This is a genomic window from Marinomonas sp. MED121 (genome assembly GCF_000153025.1).
In the GTDB taxonomy this organism is placed as follows: domain Bacteria; phylum Pseudomonadota; class Gammaproteobacteria; order Pseudomonadales; family Marinomonadaceae; genus Marinomonas.
The window spans coordinates 501,042-513,955 of record NZ_CH672431.1 but is presented as its reverse complement, the minus strand read 5'-3'; the positions used below and the strand labels follow the sequence as shown (position 1 = coordinate 513,955).

The following is a 12,914-nucleotide window of genomic DNA, read 5'->3' as shown; positions in this document are numbered from 1 at the left end:
CGAGATTAGCCTTCTTCATCTGTCCTTTTTAACAAAGCAATCAAGCTGGTTTTAGTATTATCTAACAGGCTTTTTTGGGCATTTGGGTCGGCTATACTTCGAGCAATAGAGACGGTGCCGACTAGGCTCACCATCAATTGCTGAGCTAAGGCTCTTGCGGCTTCTATACCCTGTTTTTCTGCTTGTTCATCAGTGTGTTGGCTATTCTGATTGTCACTTTTCTGTGTGCTTTTAGCTTCCTCTCTCATTAATACTTGCTCTAATAATGCTTTGCTGAGGGTTTTAATCATGCCGTTAAACACTGCTTCGTAGCTGGCTTTAACATGCTTGTCTCTATGGGCGATATCTGTACTTAAAAAAGCTAAGGGACAAGGGGGAACCTTTTGGTTCACGTGCTCAAGGCTTAAGTATTGTCGTATTAAATTGACTATCTTAGCTAAGGTCAGATTCCCTTTTTCTTGGGTAAACATAGATTGCTCTGCCGCGCTCTTGATCGCTTCGCAATATAGCGCACCCTTGGATGAAAAATGAGCGTAAAAGGCCCCATGGGTCATTTTTGCATGCTTCATTACCTGACTGATGGAGACACTGTCATAACCCTGACGACAAAATAGATCCGCCGCCGCTTGTCGAATACGTTCACGGCTTTGCAGTTTATGGTCGGCAGAATAAGGCATCGGGTTTTCCTTTTTAGGTTTAGTTTTTAAATCTAAATATTATCTTGATCATATAAAGGCTTACTTTAGCATCACAAGGATTGAATGGATAATTGTGAGGAAAGACCATGCTTGATCGAATAGTGATTACCGGAATGGGGCTAGTATCACCACTGGGTTGTGGTGTCGACAGCGTATGGCAAAAATTAATTAAAAGTGAATCAGGCATTCGTTTATTAGATGAAAGCTTGAATCTAGATGCCAGTGTGACAACACGCATAGGTGGACAGGTTCCAATTAAGGGAAAAAACACCAAAGCGGACGAGTTTGAGAATGCGCTGAATGAAGCTGACTATATGTCGGCGAAAGAAAGAAGGCGGATCGATCTCTTTACCTTATTTGCATTAGTCGCTGCCGATGAAGCTTTAACTCAGGCTAACTGGCAACCAACGAACCCTGAAGATCAAGACGCCACGGCGACCCTGATTGCCACGGGGATTGGTGGTTTGCCCACAATTACCCATGCCAAAGACGTGTTAGAAAAGTCTGGAGCGAGAAAGATCTCAGCCTTTACTGTACCGGCCTTTTTAGCCAATTTAGCGGCGGGTAATGTCTCCATCAAATATGGTTTTAAAGGGCCGATAGGTACACCTGTGACAGCATGCGCAGCTGGGATACAGGCTATCGGAGATGGCATGCGACTGATTCGCAGTGGCGAAGCCAAAGTCGCCCTTGTAGGTGGCGCAGAAGCCTGCATTGATTCTCTCTCCTTCGCTGGTTTTGGGGCCCTTAAAGCCCTGTCGACTAACAATGAAAACCCGCAAGCGGCGTCACGGCCCTTTGATGAAAACCGCGAAGGCTTTGTGATGGGTGAAGGGGCGGGTTTATTAGTGATAGAAACTCTAGAGCACGCTCTCGCTCGTGGCGCGACACCTTTGGCTGAAATAGTCGGTTATGGCACCAGTGCCGATGCTTATCATCTGACCTCAGGCCCAGAGAGTGGTGAAGGTGCTGCCAGAGCCATGAAAGCGGCTATGAAGATGGCCGCACTGACGCCGAATGATATCGGTTATGTGAATGCCCATGCGACCTCCACCCCAGTGGGTGATCGAGGTGAGATCAATGCTTTAAGAAGCGTCTTTAGCGAGAACGTGCGTGATGGTGGTGTTCAAAATTTGCCTATCTCAGCCACTAAATCAGCAACAGGTCACTTATTAGGTGCAGCAGGAGGCATAGAGTCTATCTTCAGCGCTATGGCCCTTCGCACAGCAGTACTACCGCCGACCTTGAATCTTAAATATGTCGACCCGACAATGGCTGACCTAGATTTGATCCCTAATCTAGCCCGAGAAAAGCAAGTGGAACATGTGCTTTGTAACGGCTTTGGTTTTGGTGGCGTGAATGCGGCTTTGATCCTGAAACGCTATCAGGCTTAGTATGTTTATCGTACTGACTAAGGGGAATAAATAACGGCTTTAACGTGATTACTTTATAGGGGCTAAACTTTGACTGATGCGGTTAACAGGTGCTATAAACAGGTCTTTATAAGCAGGGAATTTAATAGGAGGCGCTATGCAAACTAAATTTTCAGAAGATGTTGTTCCGCTTTCAGATCTCAAAGTGAATCCAGGCAAAGTTGTTAACCATGCGAAAGACTCTCACCGCCCGGTTCTGTTAACGAGCCGAGGCCGTGGTGTGGCGGTTGTGCAAGGGCTGGAGGATTATGAAAAACTCAAAGAAGAACTGGCTTTTGTAAAAGCGGTTTCTCAAGGATTAATGGAAATTAAAGAAGGTGACGTCACCGATATTAGTGACGTTAAAAAGCAATTGGGGCTTTAACGGGTGAAGATTGCTTTTTCCAAGTCTGCAATTGACGACCTTAAAGGTATCAAGGCGTACTATTTAGATCAGGGTGTGCCTCAAGTGGCGCAAGATTATATTGTGGCTATCATGGCTCATATTGAAACCCTGACAGATCATCCTGATATTGGCCGGCTTGTCCCTGAGTTTAATGACAGTTCAATTCGTGAATTCATCCACGCTCCCTTTCGTATTGTCTACCTTCGTGATGCCAAGAATATCAATATCATCAGAATATGGCGAAGCGAGCGGCAATTGATCTTGCCTGAGATTTGAGCTGATATGACTCGGATTCCTCCTTCTTATGGGACATGGCTAAATGGTGCGACAATCATATTGAAACGTTATCAGGATTAGATAGCTTCTCGAGTGATGTAAAAAAGGCCTCAGATTAGGTGTTTATTAGAAAGTAGTTAATATATTTGAATTGATTTAAGCTACTTTAAGGATTGTATTGTTGATGAACAAATTTTTTCAAAGTCGTCTGGAAGAGTTATTTTTAAACTAATATTGGCTTCTAGCTCAGAATTATTAATCGTTAATAGTCTTTCGAGTTCTGTCTGTATTTTTTTGAATTCTTCTAACCAGAATACACTCCAACCTTTTGTTACATCGATAAATTTATTAAACCTGCTTGGTAAGATTGTATATTGAATATCTCTTTCCCATTCTATGATTTCATTACACCCGTGTATAAAAAGATTAATAGATTCTAAAATTTTAGCTGGGTCAGAATCGATATTTGTTGTTTTAACATGAATTAAAATTTCACTTTCAATAGCACTTTTATAAAATTGTATTAAATTGCTTATATCGTAAATTTTTCTTTGTATCCACTCTTTTAGGTCGCTCTCGGATAAGGAACTGCTTGGTTTATACTCAAGCCCACTACTAAGTCTATTACATCTAATAGAAAGCTTTTCAAACTTATTTCTTAAAAGCTCGATTATTAAGAAATATTCCCAGTCCAATCCTTTTGTAAATGAAATTATTAAGGCTTGTTGAGATTCATTTTTAAACAGTTGCTTTAAAGCTTCAAATTCATCTATTTCAGTAAACTTGTTGTTTGTACGTAATATTTTCTCTTCATGGTACAACTTCCAAGACTGAAGCTTTTCTACAGTGTATTTATTAGGATCTTTATCAATCAAATCATGACAGTTGCCACACAACCAAATTCCATTTGATATGTCTTTTCTTTCTGCAGGAGTCATGTTTTTCTCATACCTTGCAGAGCCTACATTCGCCCCTTTTATGTGGCACGCTTTACCTAAATTGAGGGCTTTATAGGGATCACTACTTGGTTGAGCTGTTATAAAACTGCAGTTTGGAGATGAGCAAATGTTTGCTGCTCTTTTTTCTAATATTCTTTTTGTATCAGATGAAAATCTATTTTCATTTTCATTATTTTTTTGATTTACTTTCATGTTTTTACGTTGTTGCCAACATCCTTATTAACTAAAACTTATCTAATTGTAAAAAATGACGCCAACTCGGTTTATGTGTTCTTTTAGTTCTGCGTTATCGATATCTTCAAAAATTGAAAGGTCAATTTCATAAGGTAGTAGCAAGTCATCTAATGCCTCGCTGATCTGGTTGAGTGCTGTTAGATCAAGCATAGAGCCTTTATTAAGGATCAAGGTTAAATCGATATCAGATCCTGAATGGTAACGGCCTAATGCTCTAGAGCCGTAAAGAATAGCTTGCTTAACTTGAGGGAAACTCGCAAACACTTCACGTATCTGTTGCCTGTCTTTATCTGTTAAACCATCTGTATGCGTGTAGTCCACTAATAATCTTCCTTAAGAGACTCAAGGCGAGTATTAAGTTGGCAGAATTGGCTGTGATATTGATTGATAACAAGATCAACAATGGCATCGGCGGTGGCCTTGTTATAGGTGTGGGATGTTCTATTACGACTGGCGATCATATCCATCCAAATTGCGCCTTCTTGAATAAGTTTTACTGAAATTGCTTTACGGGTAGCGTCACGAGAACCAAATATTTCTTGCTCACCTTGATATTGAAGGAAGTCTTTTAAACAGTTCCAAGCGAGCTCATGGGTATATTCGAATGCTTGAATTAGGCCTTGTTGTTCAAGGTCAGAAAGCTCCCTTGTTCGACTTAACTCCACTGCAGACGTTAAGTTATTTAGGGCTTTCATATAATTGGCGTGTCTTTGTTGCCAGCGAATGTCTTGTGTCATGTACTTAAATCCATAGAAGACAAATATCTATGAATAATATCATATGAAAGTTAATAGGGGGCTAGCAACTCGTGAACATCGATTGGCTTTGCAAACTCTGAAATGATAAATGTCTGTTATCTTGCTCTCTTGGCTTTTCTATCTGCTGTGCTAATACCCTGCTCCTTCATTGAGTGTTAGACTAGCTGCCATTATTTTTAGGTCTGCTTCATTATTATTTGAGACCTTTAATTCGCTATTTTTTTTGCTATTTATTTCTATTTATTAGTTAAGTTTTTAAACATTAGAGCCGGAGTCTTCACCTTGTCAGCTGCAAACACACCATCAAGTGAGAAACACCCAGGGCAAACCGCGATTGGTGCCAAAGAGATCGCCGAGGTAAAAGCCTTTTTAATGGATTTACAGGACCGTATTTGTGCCTCGTTAGAAATGTTTGAGCCGCAAACTCGTTTTCAGGAGGATGCCTGGGAGCGTGAGAATGGTGGCGGTGGTCGTACTCGTGTGATCGCGGACGGTGAAGTGATTGAAAAAGGTGGGGTGAACTTCTCCCATGTGATGGGAAGTCAGCTACCGCCTTCTGCGACGGCAGCAAGACCAGAACTTGCTGGTGGTAGTTTTGAAGCCATGGGAGTGTCTCTGGTTATTCACCCTAAAAACCCCTATGCGCCTACGTCTCACGCTAATGTGCGTTTGTTTGTGGTACATAAAGAAGGCATGGACCCAGTGTGGTGGTTCGGTGGTGGTTTTGATCTGACTCCTTATTATGGATTTGACGAAGACTGTACCCAATGGCACCAAAGTGCATTAGAAGCCTGCGAACCTTTTGGCGAACACTACTATGACAAGTTTAAAGACTGGTGTGATGAGTATTTCTATTTGAAACACAGGGGCGAGCCACGTGGTATTGGTGGTTTGTTCTTCGATGACTTCTCTGAACTGGGTTTTGAGCAAAGCTTTGGTTTAATGCGTTCTGTGGGTGACTCTTTTATGAAGGCATACCACCCTATTTTGGCAAAACGTTTAGACACACCTTATGGCGAACGTGAACGTGATTTCCAACTACACAGACGCGGTCGTTATGTCGAATTTAACTTGGTATTTGACCGTGGCACCCATTTTGGTTTGCAAAGTGGCGCAGGGCGTACCGAGTCTATCTTGATGTCCTTGCCGCCTGAAGTGAAATGGAGCTATGGCTATGAAGCGCAAGCTGGCAGTGATGAAGCCAAACTGACGGATTATTACCTAACGGGTCGTAACTGGCTTAACCGTCCGGCTGGCAATAAAAGCCAAGGTGATAGTGCAGAAGGAGAGGCTTAATGGATAAATATTTAGTTGTAGGTAACCCTATTGCCCACAGTAAATCGCCTGATATTCACGCAGAGTTTGCCCGTTTAACCCAGCAAGATATCTCCTATGAGCGTTTTCTGGGTGATTTAGAGAGCTTTGAAGCTCAGATAAAGGACTTTTTCGAACAAGGGGGCAAGGGCTTTAATGTCACTGTGCCCTTTAAAGAAAGAGCCTTTGCCTTATGTGATGTGCTAAGTAGTAGAGCGAAAACAGCGGGCGCAGTAAATACGCTATTACAGAATCAAAATGGCGAAATTTATGGTGACAATACCGATGGTATTGGCATGGTAAGGGACATCACGGTCAATAATAGCCAATCCATGGAAGGCAAACGTATTTTGGTATTAGGCGCAGGTGGCGCAGTGCGCGGCATTCTAGAGCCGGTACTGTCGCAAAAACCCAGCGAGTTAGTGATTGCTAACCGTACTCTGTCTAAAGCCCAAACCCTAATCGATATTTTTGGCCCAGACGACTTCCCTGAAACTAAGCGTGTCGCTATGGGTTTTGCTGAGGTAGAAGGCGAGTTTGATATGATTATCAATGGTACCTCAGCGAGCTTATCCGGTGATTTACCACCCATTCCAGAGATGGTTATTGGTAACACGACTTGGTGCTATGACATGATGTACGCCAAGGAGCCAACGGTCTTTTTGAGTTGGGCACAGACTCTTGGCGCACAAGGTTGTGATGGTTTAGGTATGCTGGTGGAGCAAGCGGCAGAAGCTTTTACTTTATGGCGTAATAAGCGTCCAGATACTCAAGCATTAATTAAAAAAATGCATGCAGCCCTATAGGTGCATTGCTTAGATTTAAGGCGAAAGGCGAGTCATGAAAGCACAATGGTTTAATCAAGTTTCTCAAATTGGTGAAGCCAGATGGCAGCAGGCTATTGGTGACATGTCTTATCCTTTTGCCCAATATGGTTTTTTTCATGCGTTAGAAATGAGCCAAAGTGTCGGAGAGGAAAGCGGCTGGTATCCAGAATATTTGCTGTTAATGGAAGATGACGATACGCCCATTGCGATCGCCCCCACCTTTTTAAAGACCCATTCCCAAGGGGAATTTGTGTTTGATTGGAGCTGGGCAGAAGCCTATCAAAGACATGGATTAGACTATTTTCCTAAGCGCATTTGGGCGGTTCCCTTCTCGCCTGTTACTGGTCCTCGGCTTTTCTCTGGACTAGATTCAACGACTCAATCCGAACAATTAGATCATTTACACTTGATGGTAGCGCAAGTACTTACTGACCGTACAAGCGAGCAAAAGCTATCAAGTTGGCACCTTCTCTTTAATCAAAGCGAGCGTCTTGAAGGCTTAAAAAGCGAATATCTATTACATAGAACTGCTTGCCAGTTCCACTGGTTTAATCGAGATTATCAAGATATGGATGATTACCTGTCTTACTTCTCTAGTCGCAAGCGTAAGGTGGCCAGAAAAGAGCGTAAGAAGGTACTGGATCAAGGTATAAGCTTAGAGCGCAAACTGGGTAAAGACCTTAGTAAAGAAGAAATAGACTTCTTCTATATTTGCTATCAATCAACCTATGCCAAACGGGGTCAGCAGGGTTATCTAACTCGCGACTTTTTTCAAAACCTGATTAGCAGCATGGGAGATCAAATTCTTCTGGTTTTGGCATCAAGGGGTGATGATTGGATCGCTGCGTCTTGGTGCTTCTTCGATGATCATTCTTTGTACGGTCGTTATTGGGGCTGCGTGGAAGAGTTTGACTGCTTGCACTTTGAGGTTTGTTATTACCAAGGTATCGAATTCTGTCTAGAGCAAGGCTTGAAGCACTTTGACCCTGGTACCCAAGGTGAACATAAAATTGCCCGTGGTTTTGAGCCGGTTTACTCCCATAGTCTGCATTATATTGCCCATCCTGGCTTTCGTGATGCCATTGCTCAGTTTTGCGTTGAAGAAGGCAAAGCGGTGGATCAATACAAGGCTGAGATTGAGCAACAATTGCCCTTTAAAAAAGCGGATTGTTAATTTATGACAGAGAACTTTTGACAGAGAGCTTTTGACAGAGAACTTTTGACAGAGAACTTTTGACAGAGAACTTTGAGCGCTTTATTGGGTGCTCAAAGTATCAAGATCATAAGCACCTGCTTCAAAGCGATCAAAGTAGGTTTGATAGCGGCCATCTTCGCGATATTTAGCTAATACTCGATTAAAGTCTTTGATGATCTGAGGACTGTCTTTCAAGGCTTTAGATACCAGCAAAAAACTGTGATTTTCTAATAATCTTTTTGGATGAAAGGTGATAAGTGCTTGCTGCTTCGGGGTGAGTTTATCTCTTATGCTAGCAAGGCCAACACTCTTTTCCAGTGGTAGTGCATCTACTCGACCAGCCAACAACTTTAACAGAGCAACCTGGCTATTCGGAGCTAAATCTAGCGTTAAAGTATCTTGTGTAACTGCATCATCAAATGCCTTGCCATAACTTGAGCTCAATATGCCGCCTAGTTTGTATTGACTCAGGTCGGGGATGTCAGACCACTCAAAGCTTGCTCCTTTTAAATGGAAGAAAACAAACTCTTCGTTAAGCACTGGCTCGCTGTAGTGAAAGTCTTGCTCGCGCTCGGCTTTGTGCATCCAGACCGCTGTGGCATTGGCACGCCCCAGGGCTGCTGTTTTGTATGCGCGGGTCCAAGGGTAAAAGGCAAAAGTAGGCGCATAGCCAGCTTCACTTAAGACATCATGAATAAGATGAGTAATAAAGCCATTATGCTGTTGATACTCAGAGATAAAGGGCGGCCACTCGCCCAAGGTAATCTGGATAGGCTTAGGGGCTGAGTGAGCGAGCATTGCCATAAAAATACTGAGTAAAAGAATTAACCGGATGAACACAAAGATGTCTCTTTCATTGTCGTTTTTATTAGATTAGTTCAATCTGAACTAGGATGAAATTTTATGATGAATAGTCGTTATCGTTTAAATCAAACTCTATATATCAATTCTTGCGGGAACTGATATTATCGCGCTTTTCATAATAGAGATAGATGACGTTTAAATGCGTCTTTCTCTAATATTTATAGATGGATACAAGGTGAATTTATGGGCATTAAAAGTGCATTTTACTTACTCCTATTAGCGGCAATCTGGGGTAGCTCTTTTTTGTTTATGCGAGTCAGTGCCCCCGTTTTTGGCCCTGTTTGGATGATCGCCTTGCGCATTGGGTTTGCGGCTCTATTTTTAGGTGTCGTTGCTTATTCTTTTAAAAAACATCTGTACCTAGCCAAGCACTGGCGTCACTACTGTATTTTAGGCCTCTTAAGCGCAGCGTTGCCCTTCTTATGTTATGGCTTTGCCGCAGGAGATCTAACCGCATCGTTAATGTCTATTATTAATGCCACTACCCCAGTGTTTGGTACTGTGATCAGTGCTATTTATTTTAAACAAAAGCTCGCCCGTGAAACGATATTAGGTTTATTGTTAGGTATTATTGGGGTGTCTGTGATTGTGGGCTTTGATGCAGAACTCTTTAAAACGGATGCTTGGGTTTCGGTATTAATCGTTTTAGGAGCGCCTATTTGTTATGGCTTAGCGAGTACATTTACTCAAGTTTCTAAGGGTGTTGAGCCTTTGCCGAATGCCTATGGCACCATGTTGATGGGGACTCTCTTCTTGTTACCCATGCTACTTTTTTATCGCCCTTTGGCTGAACCGACGATTGAGATATCTCTCGCTGTTATCTTGTTAGGTGTCGTTTGCACTGGGGTTGCTTATCTCATCTTCTTTAAATTGCTGAATGAAATTGGCACTTCTTCTACCCTAACGGTAACTTTTTTGGTGCCGGTTTTTGGGGTGATGTGGGGCGTGCTATTTTTAGATGAATCCGTTGGCTGGCATACCTTAGTCGGAACGCTGCTGGTCATCGCTGGCACGGTTAAGACAACAGGATTTAGTTTTAAAAAAGCGGCTAGTTAACTTTTCTTACCTTCTTTGAATAAATAGCAGATGCTGGGCATCTGCTATTTCTCTCTTCTTTCTTGGATTAAAAGTCTTGGTGCGGCCCAAAGACTTCATAATGAATACGATCAGAGTCTACGCCTAAATTAAGCAGCTGCTGCTTGGCAAATTGCATGAAACCGACAGGGCCACAGAGATAGAAGTCACCTTCTTCTAATGGCAAGGTGGTAATCGTACTGAGGTCCATTAAGCCATGATGTACGCTCTCTTCTGGATCATGGTCTTGGTTGTACCAAGTGTGATGAGTCAGATTAAGTTTGCTGGCTAGTTGCTTCACCCGCTTTTTGAAGGAGTGTTGCTCATGGTTTTCACAAGCATGCAAATAATGTATTTCAGCTTCACTTCTTTGCTCAGCTAGGCTCTCTAGTATTGCCTGCATAGGGGTTAGGCCCACTCCCGCAGAGATGGCAACCACAGGTTTACCTTTGTTTTTAAAAACAAAATCACCCGCCGGCGCAAACAGTTCTACCTCATCTCCAAGACGTAAACCATCATGTAAGAAGTTAGAGACTAAACCCGGCACCCCCATGGCTTCTCGCTTGACTGAGATACGATAGCTTTCCCCATTGGCTTGATCAGACAGGGAATATTGGCGCATTTCAAGGTTTTCGGAGGTGATAGGTTTCACTTTGATACCTAGGTATTGCCCGGGTTGATAAGTAATGACAGCTTTTCTATCAACGGGCTCAAATACCAAGCTTTTAACTAATTCAGACTCGATACGCTTCTCTACTAGCTTAAATTTTCTTGGCCCTTGCCAACCACCCTCTTGGGCTTGGTTCGATTCATACAAGCCGTTTTCAACTGAAATAAAGACTTGTGCAAGCTGGCCATAAGCGGCAACCCAAGCATCTTCAATTTCAGCCGTGAATACATCACCAGCAAGCTCTCTAAGTGTTTCTATAAGATGTAAACCTACAATGTCATAGTGGGCAGGTCTGATATCCAAGCTTGTATGCTTATGGGCGATACGCTGTACTGCTGAAGTCAGCATTGGCAAGTTGTCTATGTACTTTGCGTAAGCTGCAATGGCGTTAAAAAGCGCTAAAGACTGGGTCCCTTCGGCCTGATGAGCCATATTAAAGACATCTTTCAGCTCAGGGTTATGTTCAAACATACGCTTATAAAAATGCTGAGTAAGCGAAGGCCCGACGCTTTCAAGTAAAGGAATGGTGCTTTTAACTGTGCTTATTTGTTGATCTGATAACATTTTGTATCCTTGATGGTTTAACGCTCTAAATGAGAGATGTATTGAGATTGAGTTGATAAAAAGTGCGCTATAAACGCTGGCGAATTAAGATGCTGCTGTAATGCAGAATAAAGAGAGCAAAGGCACCTACCCAAAGGGCTGCACTGAGCTGCCATGCTTCTATAACAAGACCTAAAGCAGGTAAAAAAGCACGTGTTAAGGCTGCTCCAAGCATCATGGCAAAGGCCAATGACATAAGCGGAGCCGATTGAATTAAGCGCCCCGTATGACCTAAAGACACCCGAGACATCATGGCGAGTATCATGCCGCCAATGGCTCCGATCGCAATCAAGTGGAGTGCGTCAGCAAAGCGGATCAGCTCAGTAAAAAAGCTAGCTCCTAGGCAAATAAAGCCTAATCCAAGAGCGCCATAGGTGAGGTGCAAGGACCATAACAGTGGGGCTTGTAAGCTGGCCCTTGGATGCCAATGATAAAGCTGGATAAGCTGCAGGCTACCTAAGAAAATCATGATGACACCAGGTACAAGTGCCAGCTCAAAAAAGGGGTAGATAAAGGCGTATAGGTTATTGATTAACGCCGTTGCTATCAGTAACTTGGTGAGTCTTGGGGTTGCTATCACCTTCGCAGCAAGAGGCAGAGCTTTAGTGCCATTGCAAGTAAACATAGGAATAAGACGCCCCCCTAAAATACCGGCTAAAAGCGCAAATAAGAGCACACCCGTGCGGCCAAAGTGTAAGGCGAGAGCGGTATCACCAGCTAAATCAGCCACTATGATGCCCATATTAATTAGCATCATGATGCTTAATAGTGGTAACAGCATGAGGTTGCGGTTTTTGGCGCGATATAAAAGTTGAGCCAAGAACCCTATGCCGATTAGCCACCAGATAAGCTGCAAGCCAAAGGCTAAGTACTGAAGCGACAGGTTCTCTTGCCATAATAATATGCGTACAGAAGCCCAAATGAGGCACCATAGAAAGAGTGGCTTACCATTTAAGCTACGAAGTTGAGTCCATGTTTGTGATGCTGTGAGCAAAAAGGACAAGGCCACAAAAGCCGCAAAGCCAAAGACCATCTCATGGAAATGCCAAATGACACTTGATAGGCCTTGTTTAGGTAAGCTGAGTTGCCCGTTTAAAACCAGCAACCACAAACTTAAAGCAAGCAAGGAAAAAACACTGGCACCTAAAAAGCCGGGGCGAAAAGCAAGATTAAATAAATCAAAACCAGGTTGTTTTTGGTCACTAGGTTTTATCTGTTCAGGGCGAATATGACTCATCATAAGGTGTTAAGCCTTAGACCGTTTTGGCCAATGAGACGCATGACATAACCAATTTTTAAAAAAGCCGCGAATACCACCATGGCAATATGGCTAACAATTTGAGTACGCATACTGAATTGATCTGGCTGTAAATAACCTATAAAAGTGGTTGCCAAGATAATGATTAAAGAGGCTAGCATCAGGCTATTCCCTGCAAGCAGTATGCTTTTAAAATTCTCTTCAAGCTCATAAGCTGTGAGCTTTTGTTGGCTCATTACTGGCATTAGTTTAAATTGGTGGCCAAACATGTTTGTCTCCTTCAATGCTCTATCAGCATTTGTGTCTAATTTATTTCTTCTCTACGCTTAATATTGCAGTTCTAATGCCAACCTTTAAAAAGTTATA

The 12,914-nt window shown here is 42.7% G+C and carries 15 protein-coding genes; 7 read left to right on the top strand and 8 right to left on the bottom strand.

Annotated elements, in window-relative coordinates:
• Window positions 1–5: 5 nt before the first annotated feature.
• Window positions 6–677, bottom strand: coding sequence for a TetR/AcrR family transcriptional regulator (locus tag MED121_RS23775; RefSeq protein WP_009834358.1), 672 nt, complete (start codon window positions 675–677; stop codon window positions 6–8).
• Between the two features lie 107 nt (window positions 678–784).
• Here MED121_RS23775 and fabF point away from each other — a divergent pair, with 107 nt between their 5' ends.
• The 3 genes from fabF to MED121_RS13920 all read left to right on the top strand — a co-directional run bounded on the left by fabF (window position 785) and on the right by MED121_RS13920 (window position 2,792).
• Window positions 785–2,092 (top strand): beta-ketoacyl-ACP synthase II, encoded by a 1,308-nt coding sequence (fabF, locus tag MED121_RS13930; RefSeq protein WP_036180513.1) that lies wholly within the window; start codon window positions 785–787, stop codon window positions 2,090–2,092.
• Window positions 2,093–2,228: 136 nt separating this feature from the next.
• Window positions 2,229–2,495 carry a type II toxin-antitoxin system Phd/YefM family antitoxin gene (locus tag MED121_RS13925; RefSeq protein ID WP_009834356.1) on the top strand — a complete coding sequence of 89 codons (267 nt, stop codon included), beginning with the start codon at window positions 2,229–2,231 and terminating at the stop codon, window positions 2,493–2,495.
• A 3-nt stretch (window positions 2,496–2,498) separates the two neighbouring features.
• Entirely contained in the window at window positions 2,499–2,792 is a 294-nt protein-coding gene (locus MED121_RS13920; protein ID WP_009834355.1) for a type II toxin-antitoxin system RelE/ParE family toxin, read from the top strand.
• Window positions 2,793–2,953: 161 nt separating this feature from the next.
• Here MED121_RS13920 and MED121_RS23770 read toward each other — a convergent pair whose 3' ends face one another.
• From MED121_RS23770 to MED121_RS13905, 3 genes are read right to left on the bottom strand one after another with little or no spacing between them, the layout of a single operon-like run.
• Window positions 2,954–3,943 (bottom strand): hypothetical protein, encoded by a 990-nt coding sequence (locus MED121_RS23770; RefSeq protein ID WP_009834354.1) that lies wholly within the window; start codon window positions 3,941–3,943, stop codon window positions 2,954–2,956.
• A 42-nt stretch (window positions 3,944–3,985) separates the two neighbouring features.
• On the bottom strand, window positions 3,986–4,306 hold the full coding sequence (locus MED121_RS13910; RefSeq protein ID WP_009834353.1) for a nucleotidyltransferase domain-containing protein: 321 nt from the start codon (window positions 4,304–4,306) through the stop codon (window positions 3,986–3,988).
• Entirely contained in the window at window positions 4,306–4,722 is a 417-nt protein-coding gene (locus tag MED121_RS13905; protein ID WP_009834352.1) for a nucleotidyltransferase substrate binding protein, read from the bottom strand. The genes MED121_RS13910 and MED121_RS13905 overlap by 1 nt, the downstream gene beginning before the upstream one ends.
• Window positions 4,723–5,076: 354 nt before the next feature.
• On the opposite strand from MED121_RS13905, the gene hemF reads away from it, so the two are divergent.
• From hemF to MED121_RS13890, 3 genes are read left to right on the top strand one after another with little or no spacing between them, the layout of a single operon-like run.
• A complete protein-coding gene (gene hemF / locus MED121_RS13900; RefSeq protein WP_050764599.1) occupies window positions 5,077–6,039 on the top strand; it encodes an oxygen-dependent coproporphyrinogen oxidase in 963 nt (320 codons plus the stop codon).
• Window positions 6,039–6,863, top strand: coding sequence for a shikimate dehydrogenase (gene aroE / locus MED121_RS13895; protein ID WP_009834350.1), 825 nt, complete (start codon window positions 6,039–6,041; stop codon window positions 6,861–6,863). The genes hemF and aroE overlap by 1 nt, the downstream gene beginning before the upstream one ends.
• A gap of 34 nt (window positions 6,864–6,897) precedes the next feature.
• On the top strand, window positions 6,898–8,058 hold the full coding sequence (locus MED121_RS13890) for a GNAT family N-acetyltransferase (RefSeq protein ID WP_009834349.1): 1,161 nt from the start codon (window positions 6,898–6,900) through the stop codon (window positions 8,056–8,058).
• Window positions 8,059–8,139: 81 nt separating this feature from the next.
• Here MED121_RS13890 and MED121_RS13885 read toward each other — a convergent pair whose 3' ends face one another.
• Window positions 8,140–8,919, bottom strand: coding sequence for a transporter substrate-binding domain-containing protein (locus MED121_RS13885; protein WP_050764590.1), 780 nt, complete (start codon window positions 8,917–8,919; stop codon window positions 8,140–8,142).
• Between the two features lie 207 nt (window positions 8,920–9,126).
• On the opposite strand from MED121_RS13885, the gene MED121_RS13880 reads away from it, so the two are divergent.
• Window positions 9,127–9,999, top strand: coding sequence for a DMT family transporter (locus MED121_RS13880; RefSeq protein ID WP_009834347.1), 873 nt, complete (start codon window positions 9,127–9,129; stop codon window positions 9,997–9,999).
• Between the two features lie 67 nt (window positions 10,000–10,066).
• Here the strand turns inward: MED121_RS13880 and hmpA are convergent, their stop codons facing one another.
• The 3 genes from hmpA to MED121_RS13865 all read right to left on the bottom strand — a co-directional run bounded on the left by hmpA (window position 10,067) and on the right by MED121_RS13865 (window position 12,817).
• On the bottom strand, window positions 10,067–11,251 hold the full coding sequence (gene hmpA, locus MED121_RS13875; protein ID WP_009834346.1) for an NO-inducible flavohemoprotein: 1,185 nt from the start codon (window positions 11,249–11,251) through the stop codon (window positions 10,067–10,069).
• Window positions 11,252–11,318: 67 nt separating this feature from the next.
• Window positions 11,319–12,530 carry an NnrS family protein gene (locus tag MED121_RS13870; RefSeq protein WP_009834345.1) on the bottom strand — a complete coding sequence of 404 codons (1,212 nt, stop codon included), beginning with the start codon at window positions 12,528–12,530 and terminating at the stop codon, window positions 11,319–11,321.
• Window positions 12,527–12,817 (bottom strand): hypothetical protein, encoded by a 291-nt coding sequence (locus MED121_RS13865; RefSeq protein WP_009834344.1) that lies wholly within the window; start codon window positions 12,815–12,817, stop codon window positions 12,527–12,529. Before MED121_RS13865 ends, MED121_RS13870 begins: the two co-directional genes overlap by 4 nt.
• Window positions 12,818–12,914: the final 97 nt, after the last annotated feature.

Bases quoted from the DNA above. Each gene is read 5' to 3' on its own strand.
- MED121_RS23775 (WP_009834358.1), bottom strand. From the start codon at position 677: ATGCCTTATTCTGCCGACCATAAACTGCAAAGCCGTGAACGTATTCGA.
- fabF (WP_036180513.1), top strand. From the start codon at position 785: ATGCTTGATCGAATAGTGATTACCGGAATGGGGCTAGTATCACCACTG.
- MED121_RS13925 (WP_009834356.1), top strand. From the start codon at position 2,229: ATGCAAACTAAATTTTCAGAAGATGTTGTTCCGCTTTCAGATCTCAAA.
- MED121_RS23770 (WP_009834354.1), bottom strand. From the start codon at position 3,943: ATGAAAGTAAATCAAAAAAATAATGAAAATGAAAATAGATTTTCATCT.
- MED121_RS13905 (WP_009834352.1), bottom strand. From the start codon at position 4,722: ATGACACAAGACATTCGCTGGCAACAAAGACACGCCAATTATATGAAA.
- aroE (WP_009834350.1), top strand. From the start codon at position 6,039: ATGGATAAATATTTAGTTGTAGGTAACCCTATTGCCCACAGTAAATCG.
- MED121_RS13890 (WP_009834349.1), top strand. From the start codon at position 6,898: ATGAAAGCACAATGGTTTAATCAAGTTTCTCAAATTGGTGAAGCCAGA.
- MED121_RS13880 (WP_009834347.1), top strand. From the start codon at position 9,127: ATGGGCATTAAAAGTGCATTTTACTTACTCCTATTAGCGGCAATCTGG.
- hmpA (WP_009834346.1), bottom strand. From the start codon at position 11,251: ATGTTATCAGATCAACAAATAAGCACAGTTAAAAGCACCATTCCTTTA.
- MED121_RS13870 (WP_009834345.1), bottom strand. From the start codon at position 12,530: ATGATGAGTCATATTCGCCCTGAACAGATAAAACCTAGTGACCAAAAA.
- MED121_RS13865 (WP_009834344.1), bottom strand. From the start codon at position 12,817: ATGTTTGGCCACCAATTTAAACTAATGCCAGTAATGAGCCAACAAAAG.